Annotated in this window: 17 protein-coding genes; 6 read left to right on the top strand and 11 right to left on the bottom strand. The window is 61.5% G+C overall.

Going from position 1 to position 17,097, the window contains the following annotated elements:
* Genes NQ559_RS15485 through NQ559_RS15510 form a run of 6 tightly spaced genes read right to left on the bottom strand, consistent with a single transcriptional unit; the run spans nt 1 to nt 5,559 of the window.
* Nucleotides 1–1,095 carry an ABC transporter permease gene (locus NQ559_RS15485; protein ID WP_018695895.1) on the bottom strand — a complete coding sequence of 365 codons (1,095 nt, stop codon included), beginning with the start codon at nt 1,093–1,095 and terminating at the stop codon, nt 1–3.
* Complete coding sequence (locus NQ559_RS15490; protein WP_018695894.1) at nt 1,095–1,835, bottom strand: ABC transporter ATP-binding protein; 741 nt, start codon at nt 1,833–1,835, stop codon at nt 1,095–1,097. The genes NQ559_RS15485 and NQ559_RS15490 overlap by 1 nt, the downstream gene beginning before the upstream one ends.
* Nucleotides 1,828–2,745: an ABC transporter ATP-binding protein gene (locus NQ559_RS15495; protein ID WP_018695893.1), complete on the bottom strand. Its 918-nt coding sequence runs from the start codon at nt 2,743–2,745 to the stop codon at nt 1,828–1,830. The genes NQ559_RS15490 and NQ559_RS15495 overlap by 8 nt, the downstream gene beginning before the upstream one ends.
* Nucleotides 2,746–2,757: 12 nt before the next feature.
* Nucleotides 2,758–3,645: an HlyD family secretion protein gene (locus NQ559_RS15500; RefSeq protein WP_018695892.1), complete on the bottom strand. Its 888-nt coding sequence runs from the start codon at nt 3,643–3,645 to the stop codon at nt 2,758–2,760.
* Nucleotides 3,646–3,648: 3 nt separating this feature from the next.
* Complete coding sequence (locus NQ559_RS15505; RefSeq protein ID WP_018695891.1) at nt 3,649–4,929, bottom strand: TolC family protein; 1,281 nt, start codon at nt 4,927–4,929, stop codon at nt 3,649–3,651.
* A gap of 6 nt (nt 4,930–4,935) precedes the next feature.
* A complete protein-coding gene (locus tag NQ559_RS15510) occupies nt 4,936–5,559 on the bottom strand; it encodes a TetR/AcrR family transcriptional regulator (RefSeq protein WP_018695890.1) in 624 nt (207 codons plus the stop codon).
* A gap of 241 nt (nt 5,560–5,800) precedes the next feature.
* On the opposite strand from NQ559_RS15510, the gene NQ559_RS15515 reads away from it, so the two are divergent.
* The 6 genes from NQ559_RS15515 to NQ559_RS15540 all read left to right on the top strand — a co-directional run bounded on the left by NQ559_RS15515 (nt 5,801) and on the right by NQ559_RS15540 (nt 11,509).
* Nucleotides 5,801–6,226, top strand: coding sequence for a hypothetical protein (locus NQ559_RS15515; RefSeq protein WP_018695889.1), 426 nt, complete (start codon nt 5,801–5,803; stop codon nt 6,224–6,226).
* Complete coding sequence (locus tag NQ559_RS15520; RefSeq protein ID WP_018695888.1) at nt 6,226–7,413, top strand: tetratricopeptide repeat protein; 1,188 nt, start codon at nt 6,226–6,228, stop codon at nt 7,411–7,413. The genes NQ559_RS15515 and NQ559_RS15520 overlap by 1 nt, the downstream gene beginning before the upstream one ends.
* A gap of 229 nt (nt 7,414–7,642) precedes the next feature.
* The gene (locus NQ559_RS15525; RefSeq protein ID WP_018695887.1) at nt 7,643–8,098 is read left to right on the top strand and encodes an Hsp15 family protein; all 456 of its coding nucleotides are present in this window, start codon (nt 7,643–7,645) and stop codon (nt 8,096–8,098) included.
* Nucleotides 8,099–8,337: 239 nt separating this feature from the next.
* On the top strand, nt 8,338–8,979 hold the full coding sequence (locus NQ559_RS15530) for a hypothetical protein (RefSeq protein WP_018695886.1): 642 nt from the start codon (nt 8,338–8,340) through the stop codon (nt 8,977–8,979).
* Nucleotides 8,980–9,072: 93 nt separating this feature from the next.
* Nucleotides 9,073–10,401, top strand: coding sequence for a T3SS (YopN, CesT) and YbjN peptide-binding chaperone 1 (locus NQ559_RS15535; protein WP_018695885.1), 1,329 nt, complete (start codon nt 9,073–9,075; stop codon nt 10,399–10,401).
* Nucleotides 10,402–10,423: 22 nt separating this feature from the next.
* The gene (locus NQ559_RS15540) at nt 10,424–11,509 is read left to right on the top strand and encodes a serine protease (RefSeq protein WP_018695884.1); all 1,086 of its coding nucleotides are present in this window, start codon (nt 10,424–10,426) and stop codon (nt 11,507–11,509) included.
* A 278-nt stretch (nt 11,510–11,787) separates the two neighbouring features.
* Here the strand turns inward: NQ559_RS15540 and NQ559_RS15545 are convergent, their stop codons facing one another.
* From NQ559_RS15545 to NQ559_RS15565, 5 genes are read right to left on the bottom strand one after another with little or no spacing between them, the layout of a single operon-like run.
* A complete protein-coding gene (locus tag NQ559_RS15545) occupies nt 11,788–13,185 on the bottom strand; it encodes an aldo/keto reductase (protein ID WP_018695883.1) in 1,398 nt (465 codons plus the stop codon).
* A 12-nt stretch (nt 13,186–13,197) separates the two neighbouring features.
* Nucleotides 13,198–14,712 carry a 4Fe-4S binding protein gene (locus NQ559_RS15550; protein WP_018695882.1) on the bottom strand — a complete coding sequence of 505 codons (1,515 nt, stop codon included), beginning with the start codon at nt 14,710–14,712 and terminating at the stop codon, nt 13,198–13,200.
* A gap of 10 nt (nt 14,713–14,722) precedes the next feature.
* A complete protein-coding gene (locus NQ559_RS15555; protein ID WP_018695881.1) occupies nt 14,723–15,280 on the bottom strand; it encodes a flavodoxin in 558 nt (185 codons plus the stop codon).
* Between the two features lie 21 nt (nt 15,281–15,301).
* Nucleotides 15,302–15,841, bottom strand: coding sequence for a flavodoxin family protein (locus NQ559_RS15560; RefSeq protein WP_026318371.1), 540 nt, complete (start codon nt 15,839–15,841; stop codon nt 15,302–15,304).
* Nucleotides 15,842–15,852: 11 nt separating this feature from the next.
* Entirely contained in the window at nt 15,853–17,052 is a 1,200-nt protein-coding gene (locus NQ559_RS15565) for a cupin domain-containing carboxymuconolactone decarboxylase family protein (protein WP_026318370.1), read from the bottom strand.
* Nucleotides 17,053–17,097 lie beyond the last annotated feature (45 nt).

The raw sequence follows: 17,097 nt of genomic DNA on the forward strand, positions 1-17,097 counted from the left end.
TCATTCGAGTTTATCGTTGAACTTTTTGAGCGCCACGCCGATCAGCACGGCCGTCATGCCCGCCAGGATGAAGAATTCCCGCAGCACGGCCCTAAACGGCAGTCCCTCGATCATCAGCTTGCGCACGGCGTCGATATACCACCGTGCCGGGATGACGCACGACACCCATTGCAGGACACCGGGCATATTCTCGATGGGGAAGACCATGCCCGAGAGCATGATGACCGGCAGCATGAGCAGCATCCCCGAAACGAGCATCGCCGTGACCTGGGTATCCGCCACCGTCGAAATGAACAGCCCGAGCGCCAGCGCCAGCAGCAGGTAGAGGAGCGACATGCCCACCAGCCCGGCGACCGAACCGGCCACCGGCATTCCGAGCACGAAGCGGGCCAGCAACAGGATCGTCACAAGGTTGAAGCACGAAAGCAGGAAATAGGGGATCATCTTGGCGAAGATGATCCGGATGGGCCGCACGGGCGACACCAGCAGCACCTCCATCGTCCCGGTCTCCTTCTCGCGGACGATCGACACGGAGGTCATCATGGCGCAGATCAGGATGAAGATGAGACCCATGATCCCCGGAACGAAGTTATAGGCGCTCTTCATCTGCGGATTGTAGAGCAGGCGCGTCTCGGGCGTCGCGGCCCCGGACTGCTGCCCGGCGAGCAGGATGCTCTGCATGTAACCTGCCCCCGCCGAGGCCGTGTTGGGGTTCGAAGCGTCGAAAACCAGCTGGACGGCCTTTTCGCCCAGGGCCGCACGCCCCGCATCGGCCGTCAGCCGGTCGTAGTCGCCGGCAAAGGCCACGACGGCATCCGCCCGCCCCGCACGCAATACGCCGTCGGCTTCGGCCTGCGTAACATACCCCCTGAACGTAAAGTAAGGGTTGGCCGCGAGACGTTCCACCTGCTGCCGAACCGCCGCCGTCGGATGGGGAGCCACGACCGCAAAATCTATATTGTTTATCTCCACCGATATGGCGAAGCCGAACAGCAGCAACTGCATCACGGGGATACCCAGTACGATGAGCATCGTGCGGCGGTCGCGCAGGATGTGGAGCATCTCCTTTTTGACGAATGACAAGAACCCTCCCATTATTCGCTGCGTTTTGCACCGCGGGCCAGGATGCGGAACACCTCGTCCATCGACCCGGCGGCAAATTGTCTTTTCAGGCAGGCGGGGGCGCCCAGGGCGCGGATCTGCCCGTCGACCATGATCGACACGCGCGAACAGTACTCCGCCTCGTCCATGTAGTGCGTCGTCACGAAGACCGTAGTCCCTCCGGCCGCGGCTTCGTAGATCAGCTCCCAGAACTGGCGCCTCGTCACGGGGTCGACCCCGCCCGTCGGCTCATCCAGGAAAATCACCTCGGGGCGGTGCAGCGCCGCCACCGAGAAGGCCAGCTTCTGCTTCCAGCCCAAGGGCAGCGAGCCGACCAGCGTACCGGTTTCCGAGCGGAAATCCAACCGGTCGAGCACCTCGACCGCCCGGCGCAGTATCTGCATCCGCGTCAGCCCGTAAATCCCGCCGTAGAGGCGCATGTTCTCCAGCACCGTCAGGTCGTCGTACAGCGAGAAACGCTGGCTCATGTAGCCGATGCGGCGCTTGATCAGCTCGCCCTGGCGCATGACATCGTACCCGGCGACCGTGCCGCTGCCCGAGGTGGGGTAGCTCAGCCCGCAGAGCATACGCATGGCAGTGGTCTTGCCGGCGCCGTTGGCGCCCAGGAAACCGAAAATCTCGCCCCGCCCGACTTCGAACGTAATGCGGTCGACGGCGACGAAATCACCGAACCGCTTGCTCAGTCCGCTAACGGATATGATCGGGTCATTCATGGTGCATCAGTTTTATGAATACGTCTTCGATCCCGGCCTCGGCCGGCTGTATCTGCACATGCCCGAACCCCTCTGCCCCGAGCTCCCGGGCGAATCGACCGGAGTCGAACTCCCGCGTTGCGACCAGGTGGTGAACCTCGCCGAAAGGGTAGCACTCCCTGACGCCCGGCGCCCGCCGCGCCCGGACGAGCAGGCCGTACATGTCGTCGCCCGACAGGGCGTACAGCGGATCGCCGTAAGTCCCCACGATGCCCTGCGGCGTGTCGATGCCGAGCACACGCCCCTCGTTGCAGAGGGCTATGCGGTCGCAGCGGCGCGCCTCGTCCATATAAGGCGTCGACACGAGGATCGAAATACCCCGGCGCTTCAACTCGGAGAGCATATCCCAGAACTCGCTGCGCGACACGGCGTCGACACCCGTCGTCGGCTCGTCCAACAAGAGCACCGAAGGACGGTGGACGAGTGCGCAGCACAGGGCGAGTTTCTGTTTCATGCCGCCCGAAAGTTTCCCGGCGCGGCGCGTCCGGAACGGTTCGATCTGGCTGTATATGGGGGCTATCAGCTCGTAGTTGTCCCGGATTTCCACCCCGAACAACGCGGCGAAAAACGCGAGGTTCTCCCCGACCGACAGGTCGGGGTAGAGCGAGAAGCGTCCGGGCATGTAACCCACGCGTTCGCGGATGCGGCGGTAGTCGCGTACGGTGTCGAACCCGTCGACCGCGGCGAATCCTGCGTCGGGGACGAGCAGCGTCGTAAGCAGCCGGAACAACGTGGTCTTGCCCGCGCCGTCGGGGCCGATCAGCCCGAACAACTCCCCGCGCCCGACCCGGAACGACACGCCGTCCAGCGCCGTCACCGTCCCGTAACGCTTCGTCAGCCCGCTGACCTCTATGGCATTCTCAGCAGCCATGGCAACCCGGAATCATAATTTGACTTCGCCGTAAAGGCCGATTTTCAGTTGCCCGTCGTTCTCGACGGCGATCTTCACGGCATAGACCAGGCTGGCGCGCGAGGAACGCGTTTGGATGGTCTTGGGCGTAAATTCGCTCTCCGAAGCAATCCACGTGATGCGGCCGGGATAGTCGACCTGCCGGTCGCCGCCGAAATCGGCCGTGACGGTCACCGCCTGTCCGAGCTCCAGTTCGGAGAGCTGATCCGACGTAAAATAGGCCCGCAGGTAGATCCTGTCCAGGTCGGCGACCTTCATCAGCGGCCGCCCCACGGAGGCCAGTTCCCCGGCCTCGCCGTACTTGGCCAGCACCGTACCCGAAATGGGCGACACGATCCGGCATTTTTCGAGCTGGTCTTCGACCTGCGCGATCTGCACCTCGATGGACGAAGAGTTCTCGTCGATCGAGGCGGCGTTGTTGCGCAGCGTCGAAAGCGTGGCATCCAACTGGCTGCCGAGCACCTTCAGCTGGGCGTCGATGTCGTCGAGCTGCTTGGTCGTGGCGGCACCGTCCTTCAGCAGATTTTCCACGCGGCGGCGTTCGGTCTGCTGCTTGGCGATCTGCTCGCGCAGCGAAGCCACCTGCTTCGCAATGTCGGGGCGGTTCGAGCGGACGGACGCGGCACTGCGTTCGAGCTGCAATTTCCGCAGGTAGAGTTGTACGGAGTCGATCGCCCCGACCTGGCACCCGGCCGTGAGCAGGTCGCCCTCCTCGGCGTCGAAGCGCAGGATACGCCCGGCCGCCTCGGCCGAGACGACCACCTCAGTGGCCTCGAAAGTCCCCGTGGCGTCGAAATCGCCTTCATGTCCGCATGCCGCCGTCAGCACCAGGACGCCGGCGCAAATAAGAATTCGTTTCATGGTTTATCGGTTTATCGTATGTTTCAATTCGCAGATGATTTTGGCCAGTTCGATCTCGCGCGCCGAACGTGCCGTGGCGGCCGTCGCCTCGTCGGTGATCTTGCGCAGCAGGTCGTTGGTGTCGATCACGCCATTGCGGAGCTTCGCCTCGGCGGCTTCGCGCACCGAACGGCGGAGCTGCACGATGCGGTCGTCATCGGCCAGCGCCTTGCGGAGGCGGACGATCTCACCGCTCTCCTCCGTAGTCTGCAAGCGAGTGTTGAACAAGAATATAGCACGCTGCACTTCGACCTGTTGTTGAGCCACACGGAGCTTCCTGACCGAATTGCCGCGCGTGTAGTAAGCACCGAAATTCCACGACATCTTCACGCCGACCATGGCGTTCCACGACCAGTCACTGCTCATCATGCCCTGCATGTAGTTCAGCCCCGGATACCCGTAGTATCCCTGCGCGAAAAGCCCGAAGCGGGGGCGGGTCGCCGATCTGACCTGCGCCTCCTGTGCCGCGAGCTTGTCGATCCGGGCGTCGAACAACGCCAGTTCGGGACGCTCCGGCTCGAAGGAGGCGGGCTCCGCGACGTCGGGACACACGAGGGTCTCGCCGTCCAGCCTGCGGCCGATGAAAACCCCGAGCATACGCCGGTAACTGTCGCGCGTCGCCGCGACCTGCGTCCGCTGCTGGTTGACCGTGAGCAACTCGGCCTCCACGGCGTCGGCGTCGGTCTGCATGGCGACGCCGTTACGCTGCAACGCACGTACCTTGTCGAGGTTGCTGCGCAGCAGGCCGAGCGTATAGTCGGTCTGGAGGAGCTGTTCGTCGAGCAGCAGGATGCCGAAATAGAGATCGTCGACACGCCCCTGCAACGTATGGAAGTCGACATCGGCCGAACGCCGCTGCTCGGCCGCTTCGGCCTCGGCGATCCGTTTGTCGGCCGAAGACTGCCCGCCGTCCCAGATCGTCTGTTCCATTTCCAGCTGCAACTTATACTGGTCTTTGTCCATCCCCGGGAAATCGACGCCCTGCCGGGCAAGCATGTCGGTCAGCGCATCGGGGAAATCGGGGACGGCCGTCTGCCACGTGGCCTGCGCCGACAATCCGAACCGGGGCAGGTAGGCGCGGCGGGCATTCGACAAGGTATATTCGGCGGTCTGGCGGATCAGGTCGTACTGCCTGATCTCGGGATAGTGCTCGCGCGCCAACCTGCGGCATTCGTCGAGCGTAAGCTGCGCACGGGCCTGGAAAACGGCCGTGAAGCAGCAGCACAGGATAAGGATTCGTTTCATGGTCGATCAGTGTTTTCTGAGGCGCCGCATGATGATCTCGATATTCTCGCGTTTGCGCTGGGCGACGAAATCGGCCCTGTCCGCCACGACATCCTCGATAAGCGGCTGGATGATGGGGTAGGCGACGAACGGGAAGATGTTGAGCGAAAGGATATCCAGCATCAGGTGCCGCACGTCCACACGTTCGATTTCACCCCGGGCGGCCAGTCCGTCCATTTCGCGCTGGACGTTGCCTACCAGCATACCGATGATCGGCTGTATCTTCTGCCGCATCATGTCGTAACGCTCGGGCTTCGACGAGACTTCATTGACGATGAAACGCGGCAGGTCGGGGTTGGCGGCGATAAAGTCGAAGTGGCGCGAAAGACCCTCCTGTATCCGCTCCAGGAAAGGCAGCGCGGGATCGCCGAAAGCCGCCAGCACCGATTCGCCCATCAGGCGCAGCTTTTCATCGAGGATACGCTCGAAGATATTTTCCTTCGTGCGGAAATAGTAATGCAGCATGGCGTGTGTCACCCCGGCCGCCGCCGCGATCGACGTGGTGCGGGCGCCGTCGAAACCTTTGGCCAGGAACTCCTGCTCGGCAGCCGCCAGAATCGCCTGCTCCTTGGTTTTTGTCGTTTCTGTCATGGTTCTGTTATTTATTAATAATTCGATTTAACAATTTTGTTAGTGCAAATATACGGACATAATCCGTATCTCCAACTATTTTTCCCGTTTTTTTCAACAACCCTCCCGGACAAGAAAAAAGCAGGCACCGAATACGTCCCACCGCAAAAAGCACTATATTTGCGCCTTGGAGCGGCACGGCGGCAGACCGGACAAAAGGGGCCAACGTACTTTACCACCCGCCCGAAACAACTTCTAATCCATGTATTGCGTCCGTTTTGCCATCCTGTTCCTCCTGTGCCTGCCGGCCACCGGCTGCCAGCCCATCCCCGAAGCCGTCCCGCACGCCGAGGCGATCGTCATGGAACACCCCGACAGTGCCGTGAGGTTGCTGCAGGGAATCCCCGCCCCCGCGAAAAACCTGTCTCGCCGCAACTATGCCCGCTACGCACTTATCTCGACCCAGGCGCGGTGGCTCGCTGGCGAAAACATGATCGGCGACACGCTTTCCGACGTCGCACTCGCCTATTACAGCACCCACACGAAGGATTTTGCCCGCGTGCACAAGGCCTATTACTATGCAGCCAAGATCGCCAACCTCCGCCACCAACCCGAAATCGCCATGTCGCTGCTGCTGAACAGCCGTCAGGCGCTGCCCGCGGCGGGGAGTGGCAAAGGCATTACGTAGTGGAAACGTGGCTGGGTGTCTTCTGCGGCGAGCAACGGCTCTTCGAGGAGAAGATCGGCCACGCCATGCGCGCCTATGCCTACGCCGACAGCCTCGACAAGGACGGCTGGCGCTGCATCTCGCTCGGCGACATCGCACATGCATACATGGGGCTCGGCAAATACGACAGCATGGAATACTATGCCCTGAAGGCGCTCCGCCTGGCCGAGGAGAAGGGGATCACCGAAAACACCTCCCAGAAATGGGCCATGCTGATCGAAAACGCCCTCCGGCGCGGGGACTATGCCGCCGCCGAGGAGTACTGGGAACGGGGGTACGAATTCGCCCCCGAATGGGCCCGCTTTTCGTGGATCAAGACCAAGGCCGAAATATATAACAAGCAGGGACGCTACGGCATGGCACTGCGCATGATCGACAGCTCGCGGCTGATGTGCGCAGACACGTCCGACCTCACCGCACGGGCGCTGTGGGCGTTCCACGCCTCGGAAGCCTACGAAGGGCTGGGGCAGGCGAAGAAAAGCCTCGAAGCGCTGAAATATTATTGCAGCCTCAGGGATTCGCTCGAAGACGACATACACAGCGCCGATGTGCTCCACATCCGCGAATTGTGGCAGTACGAGCACCTCAAAGCCCGGAACACCGCCCTCGAGGGGCAGAAACAACTCCGCGAACGCCTCGCATACCGGACGATACTGGCCTGCGGCGCGATCCTGCTGCTCGGGGCATGGCTGGGGATGCGCATATGGCACCGGACAAAACTGCGGGAGATCGTCCAGCAAAAGCGCCTCATGAAGCAGGCGAACGAGCTCGACGAAATGCGCCGCAAGGAAGAACAACTGCGCACGGCTTTCTTCCGCCAGCTCAACAGCCGCTTCATCGCGCAGGTGAAGCAGGCCGGGGAGTCGAAGAAATGCCGGATGTCGGATGAAGACTGGAAGACGATCTACACCCACGCCGACGCCGTGTTCGATAATTTCACGGTTCGGCTTCGCCAACGGTTCCCGTCCCTGAACGAGGAGGATATCCGCTATTGCTGCATGGTACGCATGCATCTGTCACAGGCCGAGATCGCCGGCGTCGTCTGCCTGGAGAAGGACTCGGTAAAAAAACGACTGAAGCGCATCCGCACCGAAAAACTGGCCTCGGCAAAGGGCGCGACGCTGGAAGATGTCCTCTCCAAATTGTAAAATGTCCCCCTCTTGTCCCGCCTCTCGAACATGAAACGAAAAGAGAACCAGCGGGTTGAAAAATAATCCCCCCCCGCAATATACCCCTATATACCCATTTGGAACAGGTGCCCTGCAATTAACTTTGCACCGAATACGACCGTCATGCCATGACTGCCGTAAAGGAGCGTCCTGCGCTTAGTCCGCCGGATAACGCGAACGGGCAACATTCATCCAAATTTACAATAATATGCAGAAATTCAACTACACCCCGACCAACCCCTTCAGCGGGTCGCTCTCATCGCTGGCCATCGGCGCCGGCATGGTCATCGTACCCTTGGTATATCCTTTCGGCATCCGCATCGGCCGCATGCCCATCCTGGGCGCCACCGCCACGACGGTCATCTTCGTAGTCGGCGGGCTCGCCCTGCTGGCATTCACCGCACGCGAGATCATGCAGGCGCGCAGGCTCATCGCCCAGGGCGGTGAAATCACCGTCGACGGCGAGCGGGTCACGATCCCCGTGGTGAAAAAAGGCGCCGTAACCAACGAGTCGTTCAGGCTCCCGGACGTCGAGTACACCAAATTCGACGCGGAGGAGAACGAGTTCACCATTTCGCTGCCGGCCGACCACTACGTCATCCGCGGTGCATTCTTCGAAAACTCCGATGCCTTCGACACATTCAAGTCCATCTTCAGCAAATAGGGGATACTTCATTAGAGGACAAGGCTTTGCAATGCATGGGATTTCGAAAAGGAAGCCCATCCTTCCGATAAACCATCCCGGAGACGGGTCGCGCCAACCCGCGTATGGGCATACTGCATCCGGAGGTTCGAAGGGCACTGCATCCGCATGGGGATGCCCTCCGCCGTCCCGCAATGCACCCCTGTTCCGGGTTTTCACCGTGTAAAACTTTATTAATTAACTTTATAACCGGAAAGACAATGCGTCACACTTTCAAACTGCTCGCTGCGACCGTCGCGGCAGCAACGATCTGCTCCTGTTCCACGCTCACAGGCTATCCCACGGATGCCGAGGCAAGCTATGCCAAAGCCATCGAAATCGCCAAAAAGAGTGTCGACACCGACAAGTTCAAGGTCTATTCGCTTTCGTTCATGGAAGGTGAAACCCTGTCGGACAACCTGTTCCTCATCTCGGTAAAACTGGTCAACAGGGACAACCAGGCATTTTCGCAGTCCTACTACATGACCGGGCTCGAACCGACCGCCCTGCGCGACGTGCAGCGCACGTTCGAGGATCCCGAATACGAAACCACCGTCGGCATCGACCTCACGAAGCTCGACGCCGCACAAATCGCCGCGCAGATCGCACAGGCCAAAGCCATGCTCCCCGAAGGGCACACCTTCAAGTCGGTAGGCCGCTACCAGATCGAGGAGGATGTCCCGGCAGGCAATTCGGTATTCAACCGCAACAAGACATTCGGGCAGCAGCATACGTCGTTCGTCGTCCGCTTCACCGAGGACGGCAAGGAGACCGAAAGCAGCGCGGGCAAAACGTCGTATATCTACTACGAGGCCGAGGTGACCGTGGAACCAGACGGTACGCTTTCGATCGAAGAAAATTAAGTTTTTCGCCCGGGAGCGCGGTTTTCTCCCGATTTTTCCTAAATTTACATGACCGATGCCCCGACAACAGGGCATTGCCATAATGAAAACTACATGAAAACTACCCACCCATTCGTCGCCCCTGTCCTCGGCTCGACCCAGAGCAAGGTCAACATGGAGGCCTACGAGCAGGCCATAGACCAATACAACGAGGGCAATTACCTCGGGGCGTTCTATCAGCTGCTCGACCACCTGAACCCGGAGTTCCGCACCAAATACGGCAATGCCGACGGCACGGAGTTCCATATCCCGCACGGTTCCATCCTGGTGAACATCCGCATCGCGGACGACAGGCTGTATATCAGCGCCGATTTCCTGGTACTCCCCGAAAAGGGCCGTGTGGCCATGCTGCGCCAGGTCGCCGACCTGAACATCAACCGGCTGATGCTGGCGCGTTTCCGCAAGGAAGGCGACAAACTGATGATGGAATACGCCTGCCCGCTGTCGCAAAGCCATCCGCACAAACTGTACTTCATACTGCGCAACATCTGCCACGTCGGCGACCGCTACGACGACGAGTTCTGCACAAAGTTCGGCGCCCGGCGCAGCTACGAACCGCAGGTGACGCCCTATCCGGAAGAGGAGGTGGCGCGCATCCACGAAGCCGTCCAGCAGACATGCCGCGAGACGCTCGACGCGGTGAAGGAATACGAGACAGAACGCAAGTACGGCTATTCGTGGAACGTGATCGACATCGCGCTCTACAAGATCGCCTATTTCGCGCACCCGCAGGGGCAGTTGCTCAACGACCTCGACAAGGCGGTCGACGACATGGACAAGGAGCTTCCCGTGGCTGAACTGGTGGCCAAGGGCAAAGCGTTCCTCGAACGGCTGCTCGCAATGCCGCGCGAGGAGATGGCGCGCGACCTCTACCTGGTCGACACGCTGGTTTCGACCAAGCGCCGTTCCTCGCTCAACAACGTGCAGGAAAACTTCAAGGAGGTGTACCAGGAGGCTACCGAAGCCATCGAATCGGAAAATTTCGAGCGCAGCACCGTGCGCATCCTCTACAAGTTCTACGAAATGTATTACTACAACGACGTGCAGGACGACCTGAACGCCGTCGTGGCGGGGGCGCTCGGCAAGTCGGCCGGGAAAACGATGGAGGAGGCTTCGGAGATCCTGTACGAAGCACTCGAAAAAATCATGGAGGACGACCTCTCGGCGGACGACGGGGATTTCGACGCCGGGGAGCTGGGCATCGCCGGTGCGGCCGCCGCGGAGCAGGTGCAGCAGATGGCCGCCGCCATGCAGGGCCATGTCGCGCAGATGCAGGCCGCGATGCAGGAGGCACTGGCCAAAGGCGACATGGCCGAATACATGCGGCTGGCGCAGGAATTCCAGCAAAAAATGATGGAACAGGCCCTCGGGCAACAAAAATAACCGCTCTAAACCCGTATATCCTATGGAACAGAACAATATTTACAAGACGGTATTCAAAGTGACCCATTCGGGCGGCTCGGGCAGTTGCTTCTACCTCAAGGCCTATGACCTTTTCGTGACGAACTACCACGTGACCGAGGGCTTCCGCACCGTCGCCATCCACGACAACGAGCGCAACCCGTACCTGGCCAAGGTCGTGCTGGCAAACCCGGCGATGGACATCGCCCTGCTGGCGGCCGAAGGGGATTTCTCCTCGCTGCCGGACATTTCGCTCGCCGAGGACGACACGCTGACGATCGGCCGCAAGGTCTACGTCGCCGGGTATCCCTACGGCATGCCCTTCACGATCACCGAAGGTTCGGTGTCGTCGCCCAAGCAGCTGATGGACGGCAAATACTACATCCAGACCGACGCCGCAGTGAACCCCGGCAACTCGGGCGGCCCGATCCTCGACGAAGACAACCGGGTGGTGGGCGTGACGGTGAGCAAGTTCACGCAGGCCGACAACATGGGCTTCGGCATCCGGGTCGAGACGCTGCACGCACTGCTGGATACGATCGGCGACCTCGACCGCACGGTATTCCAGGTGCAGTGCGGCAGCTGCGAGGAGCTGATCGCCCAGGAAGAGGAGTATTGCCCGTCGTGCGGCGACAAGCTGCCCGAAGGCGTCTTCGAAGAACGCGAACAATCGCCTCTGGGCGGGTTCGTCGAATCGGCCATCGAACAGATGGGGGTCAACCCTGTGCTGGCACGCGACGGCTACGACTCGTGGTTATTCCACAAGGGAAGTTCGGAGATTCGCATCTTCGTCTACGACAACAACTACCTGTTCTCCACCTCGCCGATCAATCTGCTGCCCAAAAAGGAGGTGGAACCGGTGCTGGACTACATGCTGAGCGAGGATTTCGGCCCCTATAAACTGGGGATCGAAGGCCGCCAGATCTACATCGCATACCGCATACACCTCTCCGACATCACCGACGAATCGGAGGAGGAGATCCGGAAGAACATCGTCGACCTGGCTTTGCGGGCCGACGCCATGGACAACATGCTGGTGGAACGCTTCGGGTGCGAATTCTCGGAATATTCGAAGGCGGACGCGCAGTAGGCGCACCCGCCAAGACAAGGCGATGCCGGGCTTTACTGGAAAGCCCGGCATCGCGCTTCTTGCTCCGGCCCGCACAAACCTGCGCCACAGGCTCCGGAAAGATGCCTGCTGTTCATACGCCGGCGCGCAGAGCCACCATCGCCGGGGGCTTCGCTGCGGGATCCCCGGCAGAAGACAGTGCGCGGCATTCCGCAGGAATCCCGGATACACGGCGCCCGCAGGCGGAGGCAGCCGAAAAAAGAGCCCCGCAGGCCGTGCTGGCTGCGGGGCCGGAAGGCCTATAGGTTATCCTGTTTGAGATGTTCGGCGAACCGGTCGATGCGGTGCAGTTCCTGCGGGATACGGATATTCTGCGGGCAATGCGGCACGCACTGGTTACAGCCGATGCAATGGCTGGCCTGGCGGAGTTTGGGGACGCTGCGGTCGTAGCCCACGAGGAACGCCCGGCGCGCCCGGCGGTAATTTTCGTCCTGCGACGAGGTGGCGACGTTCCCTTCGTTGACGCACTTGTTGTAGTGCAGCAGGATGGCCGGGATGTCCAGCCCGTAGGGACACGGCATGCAATACTTGCAGTCGTTGCAGGGGATCGTGGGGTAGCGGAGCAACAGCTGCGCCGTCTCCTCGAGAAACTCCTTGTCGGCATCGGTCAGCTCGTCGAGCGGCGAGTAGGTACGCAGGTTGTCCTGCAAATGCTCCATGTAGGTCATGCCGCTCAGCACGGTCAGCACCCCGGGGAACGACCCCGCGAAACGGAACGCCCACGAAGCGACGCTCGACGACGGGCGCCGCTGTTTGAGATGGGCGGCGATGTGGTCGTGGACATTCGAAAGGCGCCCGCCCAGCAGCGGCTCCATGATGACGGCCGGGATACCGCGCTTCTCCAGTTCGCCGTACAGGTACTCGGCATCGGTATTGCGCGTGTTGACCTCCTTGGCGTGTTTCCAGTCCACGTAGTTGAGCTGTATCTGCACGAAGTCCCACTTGTAGCGGTCGTGCTGCGCAAGCAGGTGGTCGAACACCGCGATGTCCCCGTGGTAGGAGAACCCGAGGTTGCGGATACGGCCGGCCTCACGCTCGGCAAGCAGGAAATCCAGCATCCCGTTGTCGATGTAGCGGGCTTCGAACTCCTCCATGCCGCTGCCCATGCCCACGCCGTGCAGCAGCAGGTAGTCGATATAATCGACCTGCAGCTCGCGGAACGAATTGCGGTACATGGCCATCGAGGCTTCGCGGCTCCAGGTCGAGGGCGCGAAATTGGACAGTTTGGTGGCTATGAAATACTTGTCGCGGGGATGGCGGCTCAGCGCCACGCCCGTGGCATGTTCGGAATGCCCCCGGCAATAGGCGGGCGAAGTGTCGAAATAGTTCACCCCGTGGGCAATGGCATGGTCGACCAGCGCGTTGACCATCTCCTGGTCGATCTCGTCGCCGCTGTCACGGGCGCTGCCGCTGCTGACGGTCGGCCAGCGCATACAGCCGTATCCCAGCAGCGACACCCGTTCGCCCGTCTTGGGGTTGGTACGGTAAGTCATCTGCCCCTGCTGTGCGCCGTCTGCCTCAGAGGCGCTTCCCGCAGTGCGGGGCTTGCAGCCATACAACGCCGCCGTCGTTACGGCGGCACCGGTACCTGCGACTTTCAGGAACTCCCGGCGGCCTATCTTTTTCTTCTCTTTCATACGTTTGAAGCATTAAACGGTACGGTGATTCTGGTGCCCTTCGACATAAATGGCGCTGAACGGACGGCTCGGACAGAGGTTCTCGCAGGCGCCGCAGCCGATGCAGCGGGCCTCGTTCACGACCGGAATACGCGGGGAGTCGGGCTTCCCGGGCTCCTTATGCACCATCTGGATAGCCCCGGCGGGGCAGTGGCGGGCGCAGTTGCCGCACTCCACGCCGTCGGTGTTGACGACACAGTTGGCGGCGATCCATACGGCGTGGCCGATCTGCACCGACGACTTGTCCTCCTTCGTGATCGGGCGTATGGCCCCCGTGGGACAGACCTCCGAACACTTCGTACATTCGGGGCGGCAGTAACCCCGTTCGTAGGACATCTCGGGTACCATCAGCGACATCAGCTTGCCCGACGGCCTCAACACCTGGTTGGGACACACGGCCACGCACAGTTGGCATCCGGTGCAGTGCGCCTCCATATTACGCACGGCGAGCGATCCGGGCGGGGTAATGGGCGTCGTACGCCGGGGGATTTTCTTCTGCTCGATCACGGCCAGGCCGCCGTCGACCTTCTTCTCCTGCGCCCTGACCGTCGCACAGGCCATGACCCCGACCAGCGAAAGGAACTTGCGGCGCGAAGCATCGGCCGGTTCCCCCGCCGCAACGGCCGCCTTCACGGTCGCAGGTTCCACGGCAGCGGGTTTGCGGCCGGCAGCGGGTTTGCGCGAAAAGGAGATCGCTCCCTGGCGGCATTTCCCCAGACAGTCCATGCAGGCCACGCAGCGGCTGTAATCGATCCGGTGCGCCTTCGCGTCGATGCACGACGCCTTGCAGTTGCGGGCACAAAGGCCGCAACCGTTACATTTCGAGGCGTCGATACGCGGTTTGAAAACCGCGAAGCGCGACACGAGTCCCAGGATCGTGCCGACAGGACAGACCGTATTGCAATAGGTTCGGCCGTTGCGCCATGCCAGCACGGCCAGCACGATGAACGTCACGGCCGCCACGGCCAGCGTCGCGGCGCCCTTGACCCAGACATCGACCGTGTAGAACGCATAGCTGCCGGCTCGCTCGGCCAGATAGGCCAGCAGGTTGTTGCCCCACAGGTAAAGGGGCGCAAAAAGGTTAGACACGATACGCCCGTAGGCGCTGTACGGCGCCAACAGATTCGACACGGGCTTGAAATGGGCGGCCAGCGCCACGAGGAACAGCACCAGTATGCCGTAGCGCAGCCACGACAGCGCCCGCGAGTAGCGGAAGCGGTTCTTCCGCCGCCGGGCGGCCGCCCGCGACACGACATCCTGAAAGACGCCCAGCGGGCAGATGACCGAACAGTAGACCCGTCCGAAAAGCAGGGTCAGCAACACGAGTGCCGCGACCACGCCCGCATTGACGGCCAGGACAGCAGGCAACAGCTGCACCTTCGCCATCCAGCCGAACCACGCATGGAGCGTCCCCGTGAAATCGAGCAGCAACAGCGTGATCACCGTGAAGAAAACGGCCGCAGCCGTGATTCTGATTTTGCGTAACATCCGTTTTCGTTTATTTTGACAAATTCATTCCACCGACCCATTTACCGACGGCATCCCGCGAGCCCTTCACGGCACTGCCGCGCACCGGCAGCCCGCCCAGCAGGGTAGCCCCGGGACAGAGCTTTTCGATGTCGTCCTCGCTGCGGCCCATGCGGCTGCCCCCGTGCGTCATGAACGGCGCAACGGTCTTTCCCGACCAGTCGTACGCGGCAAGGAACGTCGCCACGGGCGGCGCGACGGTGCCCCACCAGCAGGGCGAGCCGACGAAAACCACGTCGTATGCGCCGATGTCGGGCAGGCGCCCCTTCAGCGCGGGCCGGTATCCCCGGCCGATCTCGCGCTTGGCCTGGGCCGTAACGGCATCGTATTGCGCAGGGTAGGCGCTCTGAGGGACGATCTCGAAAAGATCCCCGTTCGTAGCCTCGGCAATCTGCCGCGCCATTTCGCGCGTGTTGCCGCTATGTGAGAAATAGGCGACGAGCACCTTTTTGCCGGAGGCCGTCTGGGCCTGCATGTCCATGGCCGGGAATAAAACCGCGACGGCCGCTATTAAAACCGATAATCTCATAATCCGTAATTTTCAATCCGTTTATACGCCGCGCCCCATGGCATAGGCCTCATCCATCGCGGGCATCCCCTCGATGTCGCCGGCACGCCATGCCCCGACCCCGTAGACCACGCCTTTCTCGCGGGGATCTTCGAGGCAGTCGAGCAGGCCGCGGAAACACTCCACCGTGCGTTCCATCATCGGGACGCTCTCTTCGGCGGCCGTCAGGATGAAATAAAACTCCTTGCCCTTCATCTCCAGGTAGCGGGCGCAGCAGCGGTCGATCAGGGTCTTCATCTGTGCGCTGAGCGTATAGAAATAGACCGGCGTAGCCATCACGATCACGTCCGCTTCGACCATCTTGCCGATCACCCCGGCCGCATCGTCTTTCTGCGGGCAGGGCCCGGCACCGCCGTAGCAGGCACCGCAACCCGTACAATAGCCGATCCTGCGGTCTTTCAGGAAAATCTTTTCGACCTCGTGTCCGGCCTGCTGCGCCCCCGCCATGAAACGGTCGCAGAGCCGGTCGGAATTTCCCCCGCGCCGCGGGCTGGAGGAGAGTATCAATACTTTTTTCGCCATAATCTTCATCTTCATTCATTCCCGGGCGCCACTTCATTCAGGCAGGCAATCGCGTTGAGCGACCGCGGATAGCCCACATAGGGCAGCAGCTGCGTGATGACGGTGAGCAGCGTCCGTTTGTCGTTGCCGACATTCAGGTTGCCGCGGATATGCCCCTTGAGCTGCGGTTCGCAGCCGCCCAGCGTGAGCAGCATCGAAAATGTCAGCAGCTCGCGCGTCCGGGCATCCAACCCGCCGCGGGTGACGAAATCACCGAAACAATTCATCGACAGGTAATCCTGTATGTGTTTCTGGCCTTCGGGGGCCGCTTCGCGCAGGGCGTCGATATGTCCTGCGCCGAAAATGGCCTTCTGGACGGCCAGTCCCCTTTCGAACCGCGTCCCCGGCGAGGTCGTCGACTGTCCTTCGAGCGGAAGCGCCACGCCGCGCGTCACCAGCACATCGTTGGCGATATGTACGAAATCGAGCACCTTGGCCATCCCCACGTACGGCACCGCCTGGTAGAGGACTTCCTTCGCCTCGACGGGCGTCACGCCGGCGTTGAGCGCCCCTGCGAGCATCGTCCGGAACTCGGCCTGCCCCTGCGCAGCGATACACGATGCGAGGATGCACATCATCCGCGTAGGGGTATCGAGGTCGCCGTAACCGGCGACTTCGCCGAATGCAAAGTTATCAAAAATTTCGATTAATTCGGGATCCGTCGCCCCCAGTCCCGAGGCATCGCCCGAGAAAAGTTCCGCACGGTTGCGGAGCGCCTCGGCGCCCAGCTGCGGAACGACGGCAGCCGCAGGGGCGGTCGCCGCGGCATACTGCGCGTCGTCGACCGGCTCCAGCCACGTGTTGCGGTTCGTCTGCGGGTTGGTCTCGACGGCCAGGTGCGAAAACCAGCTGTCGGGGGCCGCGCCGTGCCAGTGCACCACGCCGGGGCCGATCTCAACCACGTCGCCCGGCAGCAATTCCCGCGCAGGTTCGCCCTTCGCCTGGTAATACCCCCGGCCGCTCACGGCGACGAGCAGCTGCCCGCCCGTGTGGCTGTGCCAGTTGTTCCGGCACCCCGGCTCGAACGTGACGTTCGAAACGGGGCAGTTCAGGGCCTGGTCATGCGTCAGCCGCGCAAGATAGGCCTGCCCGGTAAAATACTTCGCAAACATCTCCGGCAGCTTCTCCCCCCGGGGGAAAACCGATCCGTATATCCTCTCCTTCGTTTCCATCCTTCCCGTATCGTTGGTTTGTGCGTAAATTTCCGCCGTCAGCGC

It is taken from the genome of Alistipes onderdonkii (genome assembly GCF_025145285.1).
GTDB lineage: Bacteria > Bacteroidota > Bacteroidia > Bacteroidales > Rikenellaceae > Alistipes > Alistipes onderdonkii.